Source organism: Yersinia proxima, assembly GCF_902170785.1.
Taxonomy (GTDB): domain Bacteria; phylum Pseudomonadota; class Gammaproteobacteria; order Enterobacterales; family Enterobacteriaceae; genus Yersinia; species Yersinia proxima.
Genome location: NZ_CABHYG010000001.1, coordinates 188,837 through 210,886 on the forward strand (window position 1 = coordinate 188,837; position 22,050 = coordinate 210,886).

Below are 22,050 nucleotides of genomic sequence, written 5' to 3' on the forward strand. Positions count from 1 at the left end.
CCCATAGACACTATATATGGGTAATGACAGAAGTGACAGTCAACATAATTGACCTAGAACAAGGAAATCAGCTTTAGGTTTATTCCCTGTTCAGTGCATCACAAAATGGACATTTTTATGCCACTTTTTTTGCACAAAATAGGATGAGTTAGCGCTTCATTGGGCGGAACTGTTCCAGCAAAAAATCGATCCAAACGCGCACCCGCGGGGGTAAATCGGCAGAGGTATACAGTGAAGATCCGGTCCGCTATCGTTTTAACTCAATGTTATCAGATAGCGGTGTGCAATTGCGTGAGCGGCTAGATCCCGACAGTGAGTACCGCGTCATCTATGACTATGATGACCAAACTGTGGAAATACTGGCTTTTGTCAGTATAAAACAAGATTTAGAACGGTTTATCTACCGCTACCTCATGTTTCGATAGCATTCACTACTCGGTTTTGCCGGGTACTGAACGGCCTTTGTTGCCCTATAAAGTGCTACCCCATAAAATGTTCCGCCAACTCAAGATCCCGCCGCGTAAACTCTCTCACAATTTTCCCACTCTCCATCATGGCTGCGCGCTCGGACATATGTGCCACCACATCACTGTCATGGCTGACCAACAAATAGGTCATACCGTGTTCGCGTTTCAAATGATTGAGTAGATTGAGGATTTCCGCTTGCACTGACATATCTAATGCTGAGGTCGGTTCATCCAGCAGCAGCAGTTTCGGCCGCAATAGCAGGGCGCGGGCGATGGCAATGCGCTGGCGCTGGCCACCGGAAAATTGATGCGGGTAGCGCTGCGCCGCCGATGCCGGTAAGCCCACTTGCTCTAAAGCCTGATCAATGCGCCGCTGGATATTTTGCTCACCGTGAATCTTTAGCGGCTCACCCAGTGTGCGCTGAATATTATGTTGAGGATGCAGTGATGCATAAGGGTCTTGGAATACCATCTGCACATCTTTACGCAATTGGCCGACGAAACGTTGCCCCGGTTGCAATGGTTGGCCCAGCAAGGTTATCTCGCCTTGCCACTCCCGCTGTAAACCGGCCAAAGTACGTAATACGGTAGATTTACCGCAGCCAGATGCCCCAATCAGGCTGAATGTTTCACCTGCTTCAACCGCAAAACTGACCGACTCAACCGCTGTTTTTAGCTGATTCTTTTGGGCAAAACTGACGCGTAGATTTTTGACTTCAATCAGTGCCACGGGAACCTCCAGAGAAATCAGCGCTGCGATCTAATACCGGCAGATCCGTGCCATAGGTACTGGCATTTGGGCGGCAAGCCCATAAGGTATGGGTATAAGGGTGAGTTGAATGGGGCAGGTCAGCTGCTGCGCCTTGATCTACCAGTTTCCCCTGATACATCACCAACACGCGATGGCAATGCTCGGCGACTAACGGCAGATCGTGGCTGATCAACAACAAACTCATATTGCGCTGCTCAGTCTGTTCGACAATCAACTCCAGTATTTGATTACGCAATTTGGCGTCCAATGCGGAGGTTGGCTCATCGGCAATTAATACCCGTGGGTTATTCACTAAAGCGATAGCTAACATGGCTCGTTGGCCCATACCGCCAGAAAGTTGGCCGGGATAACTGTGCCAGGCACTTTCATTGAGTCCGACCGAGGCTAGCGCATTCAATACTCGCTCGCGGGTATCCGCGCGGGAAAGGGTGTTATGCAGCAGCAGGGATTCTTCAATTTGTTTCCCCACGGTTCGTACCGGATTCAGCGCATAGCGCGGATCTTGCAGTACCATAGCAATTTCGCTGCCACGTAATGCGCCCCATTGTTTCGGTTTCAACTGCAATAGGTCGTGTTCGATAACTTGACCTGAATTGCCCTGTTGATCGGTGTTATCAGCATAATAACTGAGCTTGTTAGCACTGACTTTGCCCGGAGCACGAACTAATCCCATCAATGCTCTGGCGGTAATGGACTTGCCCGAACCGGACTCACCCACCAGTGCAACCCGTTCGCGACCGAGATGGAATGAAATATTATCCACCACTCGCTGTTGCTGGAAATCGACACAGAGATTGTCGACGGCAAAAATTTTATCAGTCATGGTGAGGGTCCAAAATATCGCGCAGGCCATCGCCTAACAGATTAAATGCCATACTGCTCAGTAAGATAGCGCAACCCGGAATGGCGGCAATCCACCATTGGTCAAAGATAACCTGCATGCCATCCGCGACCATGGAACCCCATTCTGACATGGGCGGGCGCGCCCCTAATCCGAGGAAGCCAAGACCTGCCGCAGCCAGAATAATACCGGCTAAATCCAATGCCAGGCGCACCACCGCAGAAGGAAGGCACATAGGGAGAATATGACCCCACAGTAACCGCAACCCTTTGATTCCCATCATTTCAGCTGCGGCCAGATAATCACTTTTACGTAATAACTGAATCTCAGCTCTGGCCTGACGGGCATAGGCCGGCCAAGTGGTCAGGGCCAATGCCAGCGCACCGTTAATTAAACCGGGGCCAAGCATGGCAACAAAAGCAAAAGCCAGAATCAGCCGTGGCATTGACATCACCACATCGGTAACGCGCATCAGAATACGTTCGAGCCAGCCGCCGTAATAACCAGAAAGCACTCCGACCAGTAAGCCGAGCGGCAAGGTTATGACGGTAACCAGCAGCACCAACCCCAAGGTAGGGCGCGTGCCGTAAATCAGGCGCGACAGCATATCGCGGCCATAACTGTCAGTTCCCAGCCAGTGAACTGCGCCCGGAGGTAGCAACCGGTCGGCTGCGTTTTGCCAGTTGGGATCAAATGGTGCCAGCCACGGGGCGAAAATCGCGATAAACACCAGTGAGGAGAGAATAAATAGCCCAATGCTGGTGGAGGGGGAACGCTTTAGCGTGTGGCAGATTTTTGTTATCGGTATCGACATATCAGCGCGTTCTCGGATCCAGCAAGCGGACCAGCAGATCCGTCACATTGTTAATCAAAATAAAGCACATACCCAGCAACAGTGTTCCGCCCATAATGGCCGTGGTGTCTCCGGCAAACAGCGCGCTGGTCAGATAACGGCCAATGCCCGGCCAGGCAAAAACGGTTTCGGTGAGCACCGCACCTTCCAACATGCTGGTATAGGCCAGAGCAATCACTGTCAGCAAGGTGCCACGGATATTCGGCAGTACATGCGTCAATAAAATCCGCATCTCGCCCGCGCCTTTGGCTCTTGCCAGTGTGATGTACTCTTTATTCAGTTCACTCAGACAAGCTGAACGTGTCAGGCGAGTAATACTGGCAAGCGCGTAATAAGAGAGCAGGGAAACCGGTAAGATCAAATGAGCCAGAGCATTACTAAAGGCACCAGCATCACCTGAGCGCCAGGTATCGATCAGGGCAAAACCGGTTGTGGCTTCCACGGTATATTGATAAATATCATCGAGACGGCCAGGGCCGGGGCTCCATTGCAGGCGTGCATAAAATAGCAATAGCATCAGCAGGCCAAGCCAGAAGATAGGAACCGAATTCCCTAGCAAGGTGATAAAGCGGATAGTGGCATCCAGTTTGCTACCCGCCCAGCGCGCGCACAATAAGCCGAGGATAACTCCCAGTGCTGCGCCAATGACTAGCGATAATGTTGCCAGTTCCAATGAGGCAGGGAAAACGGTCAACAGATCTTGTAATACCGGCTGACCGCTGGCGCTGGCGACACCCAGATCCCCATGAGCCAGCCGTTCCAGATAATGCCAGAACTGAACCGGTAAAGGTTTATCCAACCCAAGTTGTTGTTTAACTTGCTGATAAGTGGCCTCACTGGCGTGGTCGCCCACGATTTGCAGCACTCTGTCCACCGGCGACAGTGCCGACAGGAAAAAGGTGATAACCAGTAGACCGAATAAGGTCAGGGCCAGGGTGAATAATCCCTGTAAAAACCCCCAAAGACGACGCCGGGATAGGGTTCCCGGCGTTTGATTTAGTGCGACAGACATCGACTAGCAACTCACTTATATTTCATAAGACTTTATTGATAGATCAGCACTACTTGCTGACGCGGTCATAATAGACCATATCTGCATTCAGACCTTGTTGATAGCCTTTTACATTATCTCGTAGCACAACTTGTGCTTTGGCTTGATCAATAAAGATATAAGGCGAGTTCTTTTGCAGCTCTTCCTGTAACTGAGTGTAGAGCGCGGTGCGCTTGGCCGGATCAGCCTCGGCGACTGCCGCCAATGTTTGTTTATTCAGCTCAGGAATAACCCAGCCGTTTAAACCGGCAACAGTACTGCTCTTACCGTCATTATAGGCAAAGGCGCTGGCATTTGAGTGTGCATCGAAGTAGTCCGGGATCCACAGACGGATAGCAGACTGATGCTGTTTGGCACGTACGCGGCCATACACCTGGCTACCAGCGGCTGGTAATAACACCAATTTCACGCCACCTTGGGCAAAGCTGGCTTGCAGCGACTGAGCAATTGTAATGAATGGCGGTTTGTTCTCCACATCCAGCGTCAGCGTGGCATCTTTAATACCAGCTTTGGTCAGAATTTCTTTGGCTTTAGCGGGATCAAAGGTGAACGGATTGCTTTCCAGCGCACCCGGTAACCCCACTGGCAAGAAACTTTGGTGTACAAAATACTGGCCTTTCAGCAAATCTTTGGTAATCCCCTGATAATCAACCAAATATCGGGCAGCCTGCCAGAATTCAGGTTTGCTCAACAGCGGATTGGCCTGATTGGCCGTATTAAATACCAGATAATTTTGTTCGGCAGACGGGATCTCGACAACTTGAATACCCGCCTGGGTTTTCAGTGCCGCAGTTTGGTCTGGCCCTAATTCACGCGCGATATCAGCATCACCTTGCTGGATCAGCAGGCGACGAGCACTTGGATCGGGAACGTTTTTAATAATGATATTTTTAATCAGAGGCTTATCGCCAGGAGATGTCGGATTGGCGTCCAGTACGATGGCCTGATGCGGTTGATAAACACGCATTTTGAATGGGCCACTACCGGCTGAATGCATTTTCAACCAGGCATTACCATAGTCGTCATCTTTTACATTAGCGGTCACCGCTTTTTTATCAACAATTGAGGCAATGGGGGTTGATAAAATATTCAGCGCAACTGCGGGGCTGACATCTGCACTCCAGCTCAGTTGCACGGTGTTGTTATCAATTTTCTTCAAATGCTGATCGATATTACTCGCATCCCAGCCCAAGACATTCAGGATAAAAGCCGGTGAACGGTTCATCTTGACAGCGCGATTAAAGGAATAAATCACGTCATCGGCTTGCACCGGATTGCCGGAGGCAAATACTGCCTGCGGACGTAATTTTACCGTAAGGGTTTTTGCCGCGGCATCGCCCTGCCAGCTTTCTGCAAGAACGGGTTCTATTTTTGCCGGATTATCACGATCGGCTTGCACCAGCCGCTGATAAAGACTTGGTACGGTCTGAATACTGGATAGCTCATTACTTTCAGCCGGATCAAGGCTCACGATATCATCCAGGGATTGCACCACAACCAGAGTATCTGGCGGCGTTGCTGCCAGTGCACTGCCAGATAGTGCTGTCAAAACCAATAGTGACAGAATTTTAGCTTTCATTGAGACTCCCTGAAATGGATTGAACCATCGTATTTTTAAAATATAGCGGGTGTAATAACACCAATGGGAAATTATTGTTTTTTCGACTATTTCATCGCAGTTTCTCACGATAATAGCTTTGCCGTCTGTGGTCAAAGTCTCAACAGTTATTTGTTATAACAATTAGTGATAAAGAAATATTGTATAAATGTAATGATTCTGCGGCGATTTAATACTGATAGTAGAACCCCATGTAAGCAATACCACAGGCTGTTTCGGCATAAATAAATGTTAGAGACTTCCCACTAAATATAGAATGAAATGGTTATAATGGAACGTCATTTCATTTTACTTATATGAAGGGAAAACCATGATCACCGGAAACATCCATCATTTGGAATTATTGCCTTATCTGCCTGCGCAATTAAAAGAAGCTATTGAATATGTGAAAAGTCACATCACTGCAGAAACGCCATTGGGTAAGCATGATATTGATGGCAATAACCTGTTCGTATTGATTTCCAATGACAGTACTGACTATCTGGAAAACCGCCGCGCGGAATATCACGCTAAATATCTGGATATTCAGATAGTCCTGGCGGGTGTTGAGGGGATGACTTTCAGTAACTTACCTGCTGGCAAACCCGATACCGACTGGTTGGCAGACAAAGATATAGCGTTCTTACCAGCAGGAGTTGATGAGAAGCAGTTTGTCATGCAAACCGGTGATTTCGTGGTGTTCTACCCAGGAGAAGTGCATAAACCATTATGTGCGGTGGGCGAACCGGCTAATGTGCGAAAAGCCGTAGTTAAGTTGGCGGTAAAATAAGCTATTTCACTTGCCAGCTTGAGCTTCGGGCAGTGCTCGCCGCCGTCACATACTCCGTGTATGCTCCGTTGGCTGCGCGCTGTCCGCACTCAATCTGCCTGCGCCAATAACGCCTATTGATTAGGTGTGAAAATAATTAAAAGCCGACACATCAGCTGCCGGCCTCATCATGATTACTCTTGACCCAGAGTGGCAACCATCACGGCTTTGATGGTGTGCAGGCGGTTTTCGGCCTGATCAAACACAATGCTGTGAGCCGATTCAAATACTTCGTCGGTCACTTCCATGCCCCCCGGTAAGTCATAAAGTTCGGCCATTTGTTTGCCGACGGTAGTTTGGTCATCGTGGAACGCGGGCAAGCAATGCAGGAATTTAACCTGTGGGTTACCGGTCAGTTTCACCACATCCATATTGACCTGATAGGGCTTGAGCAATGCAACCCGCTCCTGCCAGACTTCTTTCGGTTCGCCCATCGAAACCCATACATCGGTATACAAGAAATCAGCCCCTTTGACGCCTTCGGCAATATCTTCGGTCAAGGTGATTTTACCACCGGTCTTTTTGGCCTGCGCCTGACAAGCGACGACTAATTCGGCCTCCGGCCAGCATGCTTTTGGCGCGACCAGACGTAAATCCATCCCTACCAAAGCGGCCGCTTCTAACAGGGTATTACCCATGTTGTTACGAGCATCACCAAGATAGGCAAATTTCATTTCACTCAATGGCTTACCCGGCAAGTGCTCCTGCATAGTCAGTAAGTCGGCCAGTAACTGGGTTGGATGGAATTCATTGGTCAGGCCATTCCATACCGGCACGCCGGCAAATTCAGCCAACGTTTCAACCACCTTTTGGCCGTGACCACGATATTGAATACCGTCATACATCCGACCTAATACTCTGGCGGTATCTTTAATTGATTCTTTATGCCCTATTTGACTTCCACCTGGGCCGAGATAAGTCACCCGCGCACCTTGATCATATGCGGCAACTTCGAAAGAGCATCGAGTACGTGTCGAGTCTTTTTCGAAGATGAGCGCGATATTCTTACCTACCAATTTTTGTTGCTCACAGCCGGATTTCTTGGCTTGCTTCAGATCAGCTGCCAAATCCAGCAGGGCTGTAATCTCGGCGGGAGTAAAATCCAGTAACCTTAGAAAGTGACGTTTATAGAACTGACTCATCGTGTTCATCTTTTGCATCCTGAATAGTTCGGTTGAATTTAAATTCAATTTATACGTATAAATATTCAATTACAACCCCGATCAATAAATCTTTCTCGTTTGTAGTGGAGGCAATAGCGTGGGTGTGGGAAAATAGCGCCATACTAAGCCCATTGACTGAGGATAAAGGCATGGCAAACCGCGAAATGCTGGACGAACAACGTGACGAAACCCGCCTGATCATCGAAGAATTACTGGACGATGGCAGCGATCCGGATGCGCTCTACACTATTGAGCACCACCTTTCCGCCGAGAAATTCGAAGTGCTGGAAAAGGCTGCTGTTGAAGCATTCAAGCTGGGTTATGAAGTGACAGATGCTGAAGAGCTGGAAGTCGAAGATGGCTCAGTGGTGATGTGCTGTGATGTGATCAGTGAAGTTGCGCTGAATGCTGAAATTATTGATGCGCAGGTTGAACAGCTGATTGCACTGGCTGAAAAATGTGGCGTGAATTATGACGGTTGGGGCACTTACTATGAAGATCCTAACGCAGAAGATGATGAAGACGGCGAGTTCGACGACGAAGAGTTAGTGGACGAAGACGACGACGGTAAGCGCCACTAGATTCCTCTTCGTCTTTGGCGCTATAGCTGTGTTAGCGGGACTCACGCACCCGGACCACTGACTTGAGTCAGCTCATCGGGATTAATGAGCCTCGTCCCTGAGGCTCCCCCTTCGGGCAGCATAAATGCTGTTCAAATCGGTTCCCGACCGATTTGTTGCTCGTTTGCTGCCTTGCTGTAACGGTAATGACTTTGGGGATTTAATCAGGGGACTGATAAGCTTCGAACACTCGCTCTTGCCAAGGTGAGGGCAGGCAGAAGAGTAAAGCGTCCGCGCCAAGGAAGGCGCGGCTCGAGCCCCCAGGGAAGGGTTTACGGCGTCTTTACGATCTGCCTGTTTTCACCGTTTCGGGCACTCCGTTCTTAACTTTAGGGTGTAATGTCCCTTGATATTTGCTGAGAGGAAGTTAAAGCGATTTCAGCATAGTCACTTCGCAATCCACATGACCGGTATTTCCCATTGGGCCATTGATATGCTCAAAACCTAATCTTTCATATAAACCTACGGCACTGGTCAAACTGGCCGTGGTCTCCAGATAGCAACGGTTGAAGCCCTGTTGACGGGCAAACTCCAGCGCTTGTAACGCCAACTGCTTAGCCAACCCTTTGCCGCGCAATATCGGCAGGAAATACATTTTCTGCAATTCACACAGAGAGGCTTCACCACCCGACAAAGGTGCCACGCCGCCGCCGCCCGCAATATTTCCGTCAACTTCAATCACCCAGTAAGCGCTACGTGGCTGGCTGTACAGCTCATATAAGTGATCCAAATTGGGATCAGACACGGTATAGCCTTTATCGGCAGTCAGGCCGAATTCAGCCGAAACTTCCCGAATGACATTAGCGATAGCGAGGTTGTCTGCTACGGTGATGGGGCGTACCAGCAGGCGGATAGGTGTAGCTGTGGTCATACTCTTTAAACCTAAAGGTAATAACTTAGTAATAATCTGTAATACCATCTATACCCGTCATACTTCAAGCTGTATGTGCGTTGGCCGCTCTCAATAACCCGAGTCACTTACTGCAGTAAGCTCATCGGGACTATCTCGCTTGCCGCCTTCCTACAACTCGAATTATTTAGGGTATGACGCTGAATTAATACAATGATAAAAAAACAGCGGCTACCTAAATAGTCCGCTGTTTCTATTTTGCTGTTGAATTTCAGGTTAATTACAGTGCGGCGATAGTCGCCTGTTGCTCAATTAACTTCTGCTTGGCTTCAGCACAGGCTGCCATTCTTTCGCGCTCTTTGGCAACCACGGCTTCTGGCGCACGCGCCACAAAACCTTCATTACTCAACTTGCCTTCGATACGCTCAATTTCAGCTTCCAGCTTAGCCACTTCTTTTGCCAGCCTTTCCAGTTCGGTGGCTTTATCAATCAGGCCAGCCATCGGGATCAGCACTTCCGCACCTTCGACCAACTTGGTCACAGATACCGGGCCTTTATCACCTTCAGGTAATAGGGTGAGAGAGGACAACCGCGCCAGTGACTGGATGAAACTCTGGTTTTCCAGTACGCGGCGCTGAGCTTCAGCATTGGCTCCACGCAGCATCACTTCCAGTGGTTTACCCGGTGCGATGTTCATTTCTGCACGGATATTACGCACTGCAATAATGGTTTGCTTGATCCATTCCAGATCACTCAGTGCTTTCTCATCAACCTGGCTGGCATCATATTCCGGGAAAGGCTGCAACATAATGGTGTCGGCAGTAATACCTTTCAGGGTTTTGACTCGCTGCCAGATGGTCTCTGTGATGTAAGGAATGATTGGGTGTGCCAGACGCAGCAGGGCTTCCAGAACTTCAATCAGAGTATGGCGAGTCCCGCGCAGTTCCGCTTCAGAACCACTGTTCATCACTGGCTTGGCCAGTTCCAGATACCAGTCACAGGACTGGTTCCAGGTAAACTCATACAGAATATTAGCGGCCAAATCGAAGCGGTAAGTGTCCATCGCTTCGCGGTAGGCTTTGATGGTCTGATTGAATTCAGCCAGAATCCAGCGGTCAGCCAGTGACAGTACCATTTCGCCGCCATTCTGCCCGCAATCCTGCCCTTCGGTGTTCATCAGCACGAAACGGCTGGCGTTCCACAGCTTATTACAGAAGTTGCGATATCCTTCCAGGCGCTTCATGTCCCAGTTGATATCACGGCCGGTGGAAGCCAGAGCTGCCAACGTAAAGCGCAGAGCATCTGTGCCGTGCGGCTCAATACCGTTCGGGAACTGCTTCTCGGTGCGCTTGCGGATTTTCTCCGCCAACTGCGGCTGCATCATGTTGCCAGTACGTTTTTCCAGCAATTCTTCCAGCGAGATACCATCAACCATATCCAGTGGGTCAATCACGTTACCTTTCGACTTGGACATTTTCTGCCCTTCGTCATCACGGATAAGACCGGTCATGTAGACGGTTTTAAATGGTACTTGCGGCTTACCATTTTCATCTTTCATAAAGTGCATGGTCAGCATGATCATGCGGGCAATCCAGAAGAAAATAATATCAAAACCACTGACCACAACACTGGTCGGGTGGAAGGTTTTCAGTGCTTCGGTTTGCTCAGGCCAGCCCAGAGTGGAGAAAGTCCACAGGCCAGAGGAGAACCAGGTATCCAGCACGTCTTCATCCTGGCGTAATGCAACATCAGCGCCCAGGTTGTTTTCACGGCGTACTTCAGCCTCATCACGGCCCACATACACTTTACCCTGCTCGTCATACCAGGCTGGAATGCGGTGGCCCCACCACAACTGACGGGAGATACACCAGTCTTGGATATCGCGCATCCACGAGTAATACATATTTTCGTACTGCTTCGGTACGAATTGGATCTCGCCGTTTTCAACTGCTTCGATTGCCACTTTAGCCAGCGGAGCGGTGCGAACATACCATTGGTCAGTCAGCATCGGCTCGATAACCACGCCGCCACGGTCGCCATAAGGCACAGTCAGGTCGTGGGCTTTGACTTCTTCCAGCAGGCCAAGTTTATCGAATTCAGCCACTACAGCTTTACGGGCAGCAAAACGCTCCAAACCTTGGAACTGTTCTGGAATTGCACCGCTGCACGCATCAGTCGCTTCGCCATTGGTATCAAATACTTCCGCTTCGGTACGGATATCACCGTCGAAAGTCAGAACGTTGATCATCGGCAGGGCGTGGCGTTTACCAACTTCATAGTCATTAAAATCGTGCGCTGGCGTGATTTTCACACAACCGGTGCCTTTTTCCATGTCGGCATGCTCGTCACCGAGGATCGGAATACGGCGACCAACCAGAGGCAGGATCACTTCTTTGCCGATCAGATCTTTATAACGCGGATCTTCCGGGTTTACTGCCACGCCGGTATCGCCCAATACGGTTTCCGGACGCGTGGTAGCGACTACCAGATAGTCTTTGCCATCCGCAGTTTTAGCACCATCGGCCAGCGGATAACGCAGATGCCACATGGAGCCTTTGGATTCGCGGTTTTCGACTTCCAGATCAGAGATAGCCGTGCGCAGTTTTGGATCCCAGTTCACCAGGCGCTTGCCACGGTAAATTAAGTCTTCTTTGTGCAGACGTACAAACACTTCTTTAACCGCATTGGATAGGCCATCGTCCATGGTGAAACGCTCACGTTCCCAATCCACGGAGTTACCCAGACGGCGCATTTGGCGAGTAATGGTGCCGCCAGATTCGCCTTTCCATTGCCAGATTTTATCGATAAATGCGTCACGGCCGTAATCGTGGCGAGTTTTGCCTTCTTCTGCGGCAATCTTGCGCTCAACCACCATTTGGGTCGCGATACCGGCATGGTCAGTCCCGGCTTGCCACAAGGTATTTTTGCCCTGCATACGTTGATAACGAATCAAGGTATCCATGATGGTTTGTTGGAATGCATGGCCCATGTGCAGGCTACCGGTGACGTTCGGCGGCGGGATCATGATGCAGTAGCTTTCTTTACTGGTATCGCCGTTCGGCTTGAAATAACCCTGTTTTTCCCAGTGTTCATACAGCGGCTGTTCGATTTCTTGCGGGCTGTATGTTTTATCGAGGGACGGCTCAGTTTTGTCGGTATTAGAAGGTGTGTTTTCCATTTTCTTTTTTAGTTCAATTAGTTGGCGGCGTTGCCGTGGTCAAGTGGAAGCCGACGCTGCGATAAGACTTATATCGGTCGCGCGCCAACTGTTTCAAATTTTCTTCGTAAGGAACGAAGTCTACCACTTCATGGAAAGCGGTGGCAAAACCTGCGAACTCTGGTAGCAGGCTGATAAGCAGGTCGCGGGGGGAATTTCCACGTCGTTCCGGCCATGCCAGTTCGACTGGTGCGCCATACTTTGGCCCTTCACCCGCCAAATTATGGGGAACAAATTGCTCAGGTGCCCGTTGCCATAGTGCTTCATCCAGCCGCTGGGCCTGCTCCTGACTTTCACAGGCGATCAGTACCCGTTTGCCTGCCCGCCAACGCTCAGCCGCAATTTCGCAGGCCAACGCCTCATGAGCACGCAGCTCACCAGCGGGCGTGTCGTGTTCGAGCAGATAAAAGGTGGCGTTTTTCATAAATTCTCTCACCCTTCGTGCTTGAAGCCGCAGGGGTGTTCACTGCGTTCACTCACCCACCCGAATCACTTACTTGTAGTTGACCTACTTGAATAAGCTCATCGGGATGAGTTCGCTGGCTGCCTACCTGCAACTTCAATTACTTTGGGTGTATATCAAATGGAATACATCAAAACGATTAATCGTCGCCGTTTAACCCTGCGCGGTTAAGCAAGAACTGGGATAACAACGCGACTGGACGGCCGGTTGCGCCTTTGTTCTTACCTGAACGCCATGCCGTACCCGCGATATCCAAATGCGCCCAGCTGTATTTGCGAGTAAAGCGTGACAGGAAGCAACCAGCGGTAATCGCACCGCCCGCACGACCACCAATATTTGCCATGTCGGCAAAATTGGAATCCAGTTGCTCGTAGAACTCATCACCCAGTGGCAAACGCCATGCACGGTCACCCGCTTGTTCGGATGCCCCGATAAGCTCGTGAGCCAATGGATTGTGATTCGACATCAAACCGGTGATGTGATGGCCTAATGCCACAACACACGCCCCTGTCAGGGTCGCGATATCAATCACCACTTCTGGCTCGAAACGCTCAACATAGGTCAATGCATCGCACAGCACCAGACGGCCTTCAGCATCAGTATTGAGCACTTCAACTGTCTGACCAGACATGGTGGTGAGGATATCGCCTGGGCGATAAGCGCGGCCACCTGGCATATTTTCACAGCCCGCCAATACACCAATCACATTCAATGGTAATTGAAGCTCGGCCACAACACGCATGACGCCATAGACAGTTGCAGCGCCACACATGTCGTATTTCATCTCATCCATGCCTTCGGCAGGTTTGATGGAAATACCGCCAGAATCGAAGGTCAAGCCTTTGCCCACCAGCACAATTGGCTTAGCGTCCGGGTTTGGATTACCCTTATATTCTATCACCGACATCAATGATTCATTCTGCGAACCATGGCCTACAGCAAGATAAGAGTGCATTCCCAACTCTTTCATTTGCTGCTCACCAATCACGCGAGTGATGATATTGGTGCTGAATGCATCGGCTAACTGGCGTGCTTGCGAAGCCAGATAGGCGGCATTACAAATATTTGGCGGCATATTGCCCAAGTCTTTCGCCGCTTTAATACCGGAAGCTACCGCCAGACCATGCTGAATGGCGCGCTCACCGCTGGTCAGTTCGCGGCGAGTTGGTACATTGAATACCATCTTGCGTAGCGGGCGACGCGGCTCGGTTTTATTACTTTTAAGCTGATCGAAGGTATAAAGCGTCTCTTTCGCTGTTTCTACTGCCTGGCGCACTTTCCAGTAAGTGTTGCGGCCTTTAACATGCAGCTCGGTCAGGAAGCAAACGGCTTCCATTGATCCGGTGTCATTAAGGGTATTGATGGTCTTCTGGATCACTTGCTTGTACTGGCGCTCATCAAGCTCACGCTCTTTGCCACAGCCAATTAACAAGATGCGCTCGGAGAGAATATTCGGCACATGGTGCAGTAACAGCGTCTGCCCGACTTTGCCTTCAAGTTCACCACGGCGCAATAAAGCGCTGATGTAGCCATCACTAATTTTGTCGAGTTGTTCGGCAATGGGAGATAGACGACGAGGTTCGAAAACGCCGACTACAATACAGGCACTGCGCTGTTTTTCCGGGCTGCCGCTCTTTACACTGAACTCCATGCACTCTCCTGAATCTTAAAGACAAAGGCGGGAGCTACCGCTAGAATGTAGCGCTCCGCAACGATCTCTCTCCGTTGTGTTAACGACGTGTGTTAACCTTAACGGCATAAGTTGTTTTGTTTTGGCGACTATAAGCATGTTCCTATAGGACACCTAAACGCTAGATGCTGTAATACTATTTTAGCTGTGAAGGTTGCCATATGATGAGAATAAATGGCGGATTAACGATGAAACTATCGATTTTCCTGCAAAAAGACAAGTTTTCACAGGCGTATTAGCGTGATCATCATTAGATATCTGGTACGGGAAACACTTAAGAGCCAAATTGCGATTCTGTTCATCCTGCTATTAATCTTCTTTAGTCAGAAGTTAGTACGGATATTAGGCGCTGCGGTAGATGGTGAAATCCCGACAAATCTGGTTTTATCCCTTTTAGGGCTCGGTGTGCCGGAAATGGCACAACTTATCCTGCCGTTAAGCTTATTCCTTGGCTTATTGATGACGCTAGGTAAATTGTACACGGAGAGTGAAATCACCGTGATGCATGCCTGCGGCATGGGCAAGAAATCCTTGATTATGGCTGCATTGATCCTGGCGCTGGTTACTTCTGCGCTGGCGGCGGTCAACACTATTTGGCTTGGCCCTTGGTCTTCTAAACATCAAGACGAAGTGCTGAACGACGCCAGAGCCAACCCTAGCCTGGCCGCTTTGGCTGGTGGGCAGTTTAAATCCTCAACTGATGGCAATTCAGCCTTATTTATCGGTAACGTGACGGGCAAAGAGTTTAACCGTGTATTTCTGGCACAATTGCGGCCAAACGGTAATCAGCGTCCCTCCGTTGTTGTTGCTGACAGCGGTCACATGACCGAACGGCCCGATGGTTCACAAGTGGTCATCTTAAATAAAGGTACTCGCTACGAAGGCACTGCATTGTTGCGCGATTTCCGTATTACTGATTTTGTCGACTATCAGGCCATCATTGGTCATCAGGAAGTGCAGCAAAATAATAATGTGGCAGAGCAGATGACCATGAAACAATTGTGGAACTCGAACGAGCCTGATGCTCGCGCCGAGTTTCATTGGCGTCTAACGCTGATTGTGTCGGTTATCGTCATGGCGTTGCTGGTGGTGCCCCTCAGCGTGGTGAACCCACGCCAGGGCCGCGTGTTGAGTATGCTACCAGCTATGTTGCTGTATTTAATCTTCTTCCTGTTACAAAGCTCCCTGCGTTCTAACGCCAGTAGTGGCAAATTGGACCCTTTGATCTGGATGTGGACTGTAAATGGTGCTTATCTGGCTCTTGCGGTGATATTGAACCTGTGGGATGGCCTGCCGGCTCGTAAGTTACGTGCTCGATTGAGAGGTGCAGCCTGATGTTTGGTGTATTAGACCGTTATATCGGACGGACTATCCTCAATACCATCCTGATGACGCTATTCATGCTGGTATCGCTGTCCGGCATTATCAAGTTTGTCGATCAGTTACGTAAAGTCGGGCAGGGCGATTACTCAGCAGCATCTGCTGGCATGTACACCTTGCTCAGCATTCCTAAAGATATCGAGATCTTCTTCCCGATGGCAGCGCTGCTAGGTGCATTGCTGGGGCTGGGTACATTGGCTACACGCAGTGAGCTGGTGGTAATGCAGGCTTCGGGCTTTACCCGCATGCAAATTGCTGCCTCGGTGATGAAAACAGCGATCCCACTTGTGTTGCTGACCATGGCCATCGGTGAGTGGGTTGCGCCGCAAGGCGAGCAGATGGCGCGTAACTTCCGTGCGCAGCAAATGTACGGTGGTTCATTGTTATCAACGCAATCTGGGTTGTGGGCAAAAGACGGTTCTGACTTTATTTATATCCAGCGTGTATCGGGTGATAACGAACTGACTGGGGTGAATATTTATCATTTTGATAAACAGGATCGTTTGCTCTCGGTTCGCTATGCTGCCACGGCAACTTTTGAAGACAACCTGTGGCGTTTATCGCAGGTTGATGAGTCTGATTTAAGCAATCCAAATAAGGTGACTGGCTCGCAGACACTAACCGGTGAATGGAAGACCAACCTGACACCAGAGAAGTTGGGTGTGGTTGCCATGAACCCAGATTCGCTCTCTATTAGCGGGTTGCACGATTACAGTAAATACCTGCGGCAAAGCGGGCAGGAGTCTAGCCGGTATGAATTGAATATGTGGGGCAAGATATTTGCGCCATTCTCCGTTGCCGTAATGATGTTGATGGCGTTGTCATTCATTTTTGGCCCATTACGCAGTGTACCAATGGGAGTTCGGGTAGTTACCGGTATCTTCTTTGGCTTTGTTTTCTACGTGTTGGATCAGATTTTTGGCCCGCTTAGCTTGGTTTACAACATCCCACCGGTCATCGGTGCGCTGTTACCGAGTATACTTTTCCTCCTAATCAGTATTTATTTGCTGCTAAAACGGCGTTGATGGCGGTTTTTTCAACACTTAGACTAAACTTGGTGGGATAACAGTTGCATGCGGAGTTCGGGTAGGTATAATTCACCTCGTTCTCCGCATACTACTTCAGTGCCGAAGTGGCGAAATCGGTAGACGCAGTTGATTCAAAATCAACCGCCGCGAGGCATGCCGGTTCGATTCCGGCCTTCGGCACCATTAGTATGTAAAGAGACGTCTACGGACGTCTTTTTTTATGTCTAAAATCCAGTCCCCGCAAGGCTTTTCCTCTCTTTTCAGTCAACCGACGTCAATCTGAGTTACCCCACATCAACCTGCTTGTGAGTATACAAGTGAGTATATATGCTGGTTTGATAACGTTTATATACTCACGGCGGCATATGGAAGGATTACCATCATGGCCCTGACTGATACTAAGGTACGTTCGGCAAAACCTGAAGCAAAGGAATACTCGCTAGTAGACGGCGATGGCATGTTTTTGTTGATACACCCTAACGGCTCCAAATACTGGCGCTTTCGTTTCCGCTTTGGTGGTAAGCAACATCTGATGGCTTTTGGTGTTTACCCAGAGACATCTCTTGCTGATGCCAGACATAAAAGAGAAGCTGCCAGAAAACTGGTTGCGGCAGGTATTGACCCTCGCGAACAAAAACGTGCAGTAAAAGAAGAGTTGGCTAAAGAAGTCTTCACCTTCGAAGTGGTTGCCAGAGAATGGCATGCGACTAATAAGAAGTAGTCAAAAGATCATAGCTCCCGAGTTTTGAAAACCCTGGAAGACTTTCTTTTCCCCTCTATCGGTAAATGCAATATTACCGAACTTAAAACCCGCGATTTGCTGGTACCCATCAAAGTGGTAGAGAAATCAGGGCGTCTTGAAGTGGCTTCACGCCTACAACAGCGCACCACAGCAATCATGCGCTACGCCGTACAAAGCGGTTTGACCGATTATAATCCCGCGCAGGAAATGGCAGGAGCTGTCGCTACAGCAAAAAGGCAACATCGTCCCGCTTTAGAACTTAGCCGGACTCCTGAGCTCCTTCATCGTATTGACACATACACCGGTAGACCGCTCACTCGTTTAGCTATAGAAATAACGTTGCTTACCTTTATCCGTTCCAGCGAACTGCGTTTCGCCCGTTGGTCAGAGATCGACTTCGAGACAGCAATGTGGACGATACCGGCAGATCGCGAACCATTGGAAGGGGTTAAGCATTCTCACCGTGGATCTAAGATGCGAATGCCGCACCTAGTACCGTTATCTCGTCAGGCCCTTGCAGTCCTTGAGAAAATAAAACGACTAAATGGTAATCGCGATTTAATTTTCGTTGGCGATCATGACCCGCGTAAACCAATGAGTGAAAATACGGTAAACAATGCACTCCGGGTGATGGGCTATGACACGAAAGTTGAGGTTTGCGGGCATGGATTTAGGACTATGGCATGTAGTTCGTTGATCGAATCAGGGATGTGGTCGAAGGATGCGGTCGAGCGGCAGATGAGTCATCAGGAGCGTAACTCTGTACGTGCGTCTTACATTCATAAGGCAGAGCACTTGGATGAACGCAGGCTAATGCTGCAGTGGTGGGCTGATTTTCTGGATGCAAATCGGAAAAGCGTTATCTCGCCTTTTGACTATGCGAAGATTAAAAACTCCCTGTCATAAAGAAAGAGTGCATCGATAAGACTTACTTTGCACAAAAGAAAACACTATGGAGACCTGAGTGAATATCAGGTCTCTTTCAAATTTTTACCGAATTAAAATATAACCCCAGATTGTATCTGTTTTACGAGTTCACCAACTGTGAATATTTCCCAACCTTCTACTTGTATTTCGGTTAAATTCACTGCAATTTTTAATGTGGGCCATGCAGCTTCTACAGTTGCAATAATCTCATGTGCAGAGTTCTGTAAGTCTAATCCTGGAACCGGAGGTTGATATCCTTTGTGCTGCATAATGTTAATATCACCGTGAACAGATGGGTCAGTTAGCTCATAAATATCTTTCCAAGAATCAGCCTTTAATAACCCCTGCTGAGATCGCAAACGTTGAATAATTGCCATTTCAGCTTGAGTGACAAATATCCCTTCGTGGAGAGGTTGTTTGCGATGGCAATCCTTGCAAAGAACATGCAAGTTTTCTGCTGAATTATCGTATTTAACACCATTTTTATGATGAACATCGCAGAGCTGGCGTGTGGAGCTTAAATCAACACCGCAATCATTACATTTATAGCTTGATTGTTCACGTACAGACCGTGAAATCTCTTTCCAATTATCTACATAGCCACTATTTGCTTTATCATGAATACCTTTTGGCATATGACGGAAACAAGTACTGTAGTGAGAGAAAAAATTATTTAAGGAGAACGATTTAAATATTATTCTCTTTTGTATCTTATCAATGCTACCTTTATAATTTAGTCGTTCAAGGCAATTCATGCAAACTCTCAAGTCAGCATCTTGACTGCGACCTAAACCATCGTCAATTTCAAATAAACCATCAACACGGTTTGTTGCATGGTAGCGTTCAAAACGATTTTTCTGGCGCATTTCGTCAAGTGTTCGACACCATGCGATATGAAATCTTTTTCCTTTCTCACCATCCTCAATAGCAGCATCATATCGTCCGGAGTGATCCCGAATATATAGAAGAACTTGACGACCCCGGTAGGAAATTAAACCACTACCAGGATCAAGGTCAGCAATACTGACTTCCTTTCCTGCAGACAATTCAATATCAATAGGATCGAATACAACAAGCGCTTCATCAAGAGAAAATTTAGCACCAGAAGGAAGCATTTTTTTTCCTAGTGCAATCAATTCAGAAAAATCAAGAGTTAACTTCATTTTGACTATTCCTGAATAATACGACGAATTTGTAATTCGGCATTTGTAATAACTTTAAACGTGACTCGTCGTGAACGGTTTGGGTCTTCTTTTCCTTCAGGGGCAAGAATTGGATGTGAAGATGAATATCCTACCGCAGAAAATTTACTTTTCACCCATTTTTGGTGACCAGCTGATTCTTTTAAAGAATATACATATTGTAATACTGCACGAGTTCTTCCCTGAGATAACTCCATATTATTAAAATAGGCAATATCTTGATTGGCTGCACCCGTCCAATCTGTACTGGTATGTCCCTCTATACGTACCTCAGTAATATGCTGCTTATACTCATCTAATACTTTCAAATAGCGTGGGAAAAAGTCGTTAAGAATTTCTTTGAATTTTGGTTTTAAGTCTGAGCTGCCTAATCCAAAAAGAACATCAGGGGATTTAAATCTTACTTCAAGGGTTTGCTTATCGATTTCGGCATCCCAGGATGGTAGGTCTTTCGAAAACTCAACCTCTAAAGCATTATAAAGCTGCTGTTGAGCTTGCTCATAGGCAACAGCCACTTCTTTTATTTTTTCTTTTTCAATACGCACATAATGCATATAAGCAATAGAAATAAACATAAATACCATCATCAGTCCGGCCATTAGGTCTGACATAGAAACCCAGTGTTCATTATCTTGGGTTTTCTTCGGGGTAGGTTTGCCTATAATTTTATCCATTGATTGTTACCCACGGTTTTATCTTGAGTTAATTAATGGTTGTAGTTGGCCAAGAATACTTTGATATTCTTTTATTAGATGATCGTAGTTTTTAACAAATCCCTGGCTGATTGCCAGTAATGAATTTCCTAGTGCTTGCATTTCCCTATTCATTTCACGTTCAGTAGCTTGTTCAAAAGCGTGCAGTTGTTCGTTGATGGAACTACCAAAGCGCTCAACTGATTCTTTTACCTGTGAATTCAAACCTGCACTTGCTTTGTCAAATGTTGACTGGATGGTTCCAAACATATTATCTGCATTATTAGATAACTGTTGATTAAACTTATCACCGGTTTTAGTGAAGAGGTCAATAACACTGGCTGTGTTTTTTTCCATATTACGGTGAAGATCTTTAGAATGTGATTCAAGAGACTTCAAGAACTCATCACCACTTTGCTTCATTTCAGTAATGGTTTCACCCAAAGTTGATGTCAAAGTCTCAGAAGAATTACTTACATCATGTGCCATTGATGCAAATGCTTGCTGAGTCTGAGTAACCGACTGTCTGAAACCTTCTGAGCCTTCATCCAGGGCAATGCGCATGGCATTTGCATTGGTAAGTAGTTCCTCTCCTGTTTGCCCCAGGGAGGTACTGACACTCAGGGCACCTGCTTTAAGCAATTCACCTACTTCATTCAGTTTTTCATGGATAGCCGGAACTGCATCGGTTGCTTTATCACGTAACAAAACAAAAGCATCAAGGTGCTGAGATAACTCGCCTATTTGATGTTGGTTAACCTGCAAAACATCGCGTAACTCAGCCATTGCAAGTGGTATCTCTTTGCACTCCTCCCAGATACCAGCGACTGCACCACGTGTTTCAACTAATGATTCGACACTTTGTTGGTACTGTGCGCCCATTTGTTCGACTTGGGTTTTATAGTTTTCTTGCCAATCGACAAGTTTTTTTACCGAAGCATCAAGGGCTTTAAAGTTCTCACCGAATTGTTCTGTTAAGTTATTATTAAAATCAGTAATAACTTGTCTCAGTGCATCAATTATTTGCTCAGTCGCGCCCTTGGCCATCAAATCTGCAAATTGTTGAAGTTGTTCCCATAGTTTATTACTAAATTCATTATGATGAGAAAGTTGGATGCGAGATGTATCATTTATTTCATTACGTAATAATTTTATCTGTGCAACCAACGAACCTTCTTCGCTGCCATTCATTCCCGATACTAACTTTTCCAAAAATTGGTTTTGTTCTTTCAATTCATGGTGAATATGATCTGGAGTGATAATTTCTGTTTCATTAGTTGCCGATTTATTTCGTTTATTTGCAAAGAAAAATGCATCAAGTGCATTAAATGCAATAGCGAAAAACATACCGACAATACTTGTGATGAAAGCTGTTTTTAAACCACCAAGCAATACGGGGATACTAGTATCAATACTTTCTGTATTAAAATTCAATAAGCCAATAATTATGCCGATAAAGGTACCTAATATACCTAATGCACCCATTAGTGTCGGCGCATATTCCCTGAATTTGCTATGGATATTTTTATAGTCACACCACCAGGCACTAAAGAAGATTAAAATTACGGCCCAAATAAAAATATTGGTTACAAGCATTGAATCAACAGAGTGAAACAAATGTTCAAAAAGCTGGGCTAACATAACGATTCCTGTGTTACGTAATTGT

The 22,050-nt window shown here is 47.6% G+C and carries 17 protein-coding genes, 1 tRNA gene and 1 pseudogene; 6 read left to right on the plus strand and 13 right to left on the minus strand.

The annotated features are described in order from the left end of the window. Positions 1-480 precede the first annotated feature (480 nt). From FTB31_RS00865 to FTB31_RS00885, 5 genes are read right to left on the minus strand one after another with little or no spacing between them, the layout of a single operon-like run. Entirely contained in the window at positions 481-1,197 is a 717-nt protein-coding gene (locus FTB31_RS00865) for an ABC transporter ATP-binding protein (RefSeq protein ID WP_050075718.1), read from the minus strand. Next, positions 1,184-2,062, minus strand: a complete 879-nt coding sequence (locus tag FTB31_RS00870) for an ABC transporter ATP-binding protein (protein WP_077174293.1) — start codon at positions 2,060-2,062, stop codon at positions 1,184-1,186. The genes FTB31_RS00865 and FTB31_RS00870 overlap by 14 nt, the downstream gene beginning before the upstream one ends. Then, a complete protein-coding gene (locus FTB31_RS00875) occupies positions 2,055-2,888 on the minus strand; it encodes an ABC transporter permease (protein WP_026017978.1) in 834 nt (277 codons plus the stop codon). The genes FTB31_RS00870 and FTB31_RS00875 overlap by 8 nt, the downstream gene beginning before the upstream one ends. Positions 2,889-2,895: 7 nt before the next feature. Then, positions 2,896-3,945 (minus strand): ABC transporter permease, encoded by a 1,050-nt coding sequence (locus FTB31_RS00880; RefSeq protein ID WP_050075720.1) that lies wholly within the window; start codon positions 3,943-3,945, stop codon positions 2,896-2,898. A gap of 49 nt (positions 3,946-3,994) precedes the next feature. Then, positions 3,995-5,563 (minus strand): ABC transporter substrate-binding protein, encoded by a 1,569-nt coding sequence (locus tag FTB31_RS00885; RefSeq protein WP_050075722.1) that lies wholly within the window; start codon positions 5,561-5,563, stop codon positions 3,995-3,997. A 349-nt stretch (positions 5,564-5,912) separates the two neighbouring features. On the opposite strand from FTB31_RS00885, the gene FTB31_RS00890 reads away from it, so the two are divergent. Beyond that, positions 5,913-6,371 (plus strand): YhcH/YjgK/YiaL family protein, encoded by a 459-nt coding sequence (locus tag FTB31_RS00890; RefSeq protein WP_050875469.1) that lies wholly within the window; start codon positions 5,913-5,915, stop codon positions 6,369-6,371. A gap of 173 nt (positions 6,372-6,544) precedes the next feature. Here FTB31_RS00890 and argF read toward each other — a convergent pair whose 3' ends face one another. Beyond that, complete coding sequence (gene argF / locus FTB31_RS00895) at positions 6,545-7,552, minus strand: ornithine carbamoyltransferase (RefSeq protein WP_227721948.1); 1,008 nt, start codon at positions 7,550-7,552, stop codon at positions 6,545-6,547. A 170-nt stretch (positions 7,553-7,722) separates the two neighbouring features. Here argF and rraB point away from each other — a divergent pair, with 170 nt between their 5' ends. Continuing rightward, positions 7,723-8,154, plus strand: a complete 432-nt coding sequence (gene rraB / locus FTB31_RS00900; RefSeq protein ID WP_026017976.1) for a ribonuclease E inhibitor RraB — start codon at positions 7,723-7,725, stop codon at positions 8,152-8,154. Positions 8,155-8,560: 406 nt separating this feature from the next. Here rraB and FTB31_RS00905 read toward each other — a convergent pair whose 3' ends face one another. The 4 genes from FTB31_RS00905 to pepA form a co-directional block, all read right to left on the minus strand. After that, positions 8,561-9,064: a GNAT family N-acetyltransferase gene (locus FTB31_RS00905; protein WP_019084214.1), complete on the minus strand. Its 504-nt coding sequence runs from the start codon at positions 9,062-9,064 to the stop codon at positions 8,561-8,563. Positions 9,065-9,323: 259 nt separating this feature from the next. Further along, a complete protein-coding gene (locus FTB31_RS00910) occupies positions 9,324-12,221 on the minus strand; it encodes a valine--tRNA ligase (protein WP_227731006.1) in 2,898 nt (965 codons plus the stop codon). Positions 12,222-12,234: 13 nt separating this feature from the next. Next, positions 12,235-12,684: a DNA polymerase III subunit chi gene (locus FTB31_RS00915; RefSeq protein WP_002209309.1), complete on the minus strand. Its 450-nt coding sequence runs from the start codon at positions 12,682-12,684 to the stop codon at positions 12,235-12,237. Positions 12,685-12,862: 178 nt separating this feature from the next. After that, positions 12,863-14,374: a leucyl aminopeptidase gene (pepA, locus tag FTB31_RS00920; RefSeq protein ID WP_005175279.1), complete on the minus strand. Its 1,512-nt coding sequence runs from the start codon at positions 14,372-14,374 to the stop codon at positions 12,863-12,865. A gap of 279 nt (positions 14,375-14,653) precedes the next feature. Here pepA and lptF point away from each other — a divergent pair, with 279 nt between their 5' ends. From lptF to FTB31_RS00940, 4 genes and pseudogenes are all read left to right on the plus strand, one after another. Further along, positions 14,654-15,748: an LPS export ABC transporter permease LptF gene (gene lptF / locus FTB31_RS00925; protein WP_050075727.1), complete on the plus strand. Its 1,095-nt coding sequence runs from the start codon at positions 14,654-14,656 to the stop codon at positions 15,746-15,748. After that, a complete protein-coding gene (lptG, locus tag FTB31_RS00930) occupies positions 15,748-16,818 on the plus strand; it encodes an LPS export ABC transporter permease LptG (protein WP_227729696.1) in 1,071 nt (356 codons plus the stop codon). Before lptF ends, lptG begins: the two co-directional genes overlap by 1 nt. A gap of 101 nt (positions 16,819-16,919) precedes the next feature. Next, positions 16,920-17,004: transfer RNA gene (locus FTB31_RS00935), tRNA-Leu, on the plus strand. A 199-nt stretch (positions 17,005-17,203) separates the two neighbouring features. After that, positions 17,204-18,469 (plus strand): annotated as a pseudogene (locus FTB31_RS00940) (tyrosine-type recombinase/integrase). Between the two features lie 92 nt (positions 18,470-18,561). Here FTB31_RS00940 and zorE read toward each other — a convergent pair. From zorE to zorA2, 3 genes are read right to left on the minus strand one after another with little or no spacing between them, the layout of a single operon-like run. Continuing rightward, positions 18,562-19,653, minus strand: a complete 1,092-nt coding sequence (gene zorE / locus FTB31_RS00945) for a type II Zorya anti-phage system protein ZorE (protein WP_050075740.1) — start codon at positions 19,651-19,653, stop codon at positions 18,562-18,564. Positions 19,654-19,658: 5 nt separating this feature from the next. Continuing rightward, a complete protein-coding gene (zorB2, locus tag FTB31_RS00950; protein ID WP_050075741.1) occupies positions 19,659-20,366 on the minus strand; it encodes a type II Zorya anti-phage system protein ZorB2 in 708 nt (235 codons plus the stop codon). An 18-nt stretch (positions 20,367-20,384) separates the two neighbouring features. Next, on the minus strand, positions 20,385-22,025 hold the full coding sequence (gene zorA2, locus FTB31_RS00955; protein WP_050075742.1) for a type II Zorya anti-phage system protein ZorA2: 1,641 nt from the start codon (positions 22,023-22,025) through the stop codon (positions 20,385-20,387). Between the last annotated feature and the right edge of the window lie 25 nt (positions 22,026-22,050).

Excerpts from the sequence above, each read along its gene's own strand:
- FTB31_RS00870 (WP_077174293.1), bottom strand. The coding sequence starts at position 2,062 with ATGACTGATAAAATTTTTGCCGTCGACAATCTCTGTGTCGATTTCCAG.
- FTB31_RS00880 (WP_050075720.1), bottom strand. The coding sequence starts at position 3,945 with ATGTCTGTCGCACTAAATCAAACGCCGGGAACCCTATCCCGGCGTCGT.
- FTB31_RS00885 (WP_050075722.1), bottom strand. The coding sequence starts at position 5,563 with ATGAAAGCTAAAATTCTGTCACTATTGGTTTTGACAGCACTATCTGGC.
- FTB31_RS00890 (WP_050875469.1), top strand. The coding sequence starts at position 5,913 with ATGATCACCGGAAACATCCATCATTTGGAATTATTGCCTTATCTGCCT.
- argF (WP_227721948.1), bottom strand. The coding sequence starts at position 7,552 with ATGAGTCAGTTCTATAAACGTCACTTTCTAAGGTTACTGGATTTTACT.
- rraB (WP_026017976.1), top strand. The coding sequence starts at position 7,723 with ATGGCAAACCGCGAAATGCTGGACGAACAACGTGACGAAACCCGCCTG.
- FTB31_RS00905 (WP_019084214.1), bottom strand. The coding sequence starts at position 9,064 with ATGACCACAGCTACACCTATCCGCCTGCTGGTACGCCCCATCACCGTA.
- FTB31_RS00910 (WP_227731006.1), bottom strand. The coding sequence starts at position 12,221 with ATGGAAAACACACCTTCTAATACCGACAAAACTGAGCCGTCCCTCGAT.
- FTB31_RS00915 (WP_002209309.1), bottom strand. The coding sequence starts at position 12,684 with ATGAAAAACGCCACCTTTTATCTGCTCGAACACGACACGCCCGCTGGT.
- pepA (WP_005175279.1), bottom strand. The coding sequence starts at position 14,374 with ATGGAGTTCAGTGTAAAGAGCGGCAGCCCGGAAAAACAGCGCAGTGCC.
- lptG (WP_227729696.1), top strand. The coding sequence starts at position 15,748 with ATGTTTGGTGTATTAGACCGTTATATCGGACGGACTATCCTCAATACC.
- zorE (WP_050075740.1), bottom strand. The coding sequence starts at position 19,653 with ATGAAGTTAACTCTTGATTTTTCTGAATTGATTGCACTAGGAAAAAAA.
- zorB2 (WP_050075741.1), bottom strand. The coding sequence starts at position 20,366 with ATGGATAAAATTATAGGCAAACCTACCCCGAAGAAAACCCAAGATAAT.
- zorA2 (WP_050075742.1), bottom strand. The coding sequence starts at position 22,025 with ATGTTAGCCCAGCTTTTTGAACATTTGTTTCACTCTGTTGATTCAATG.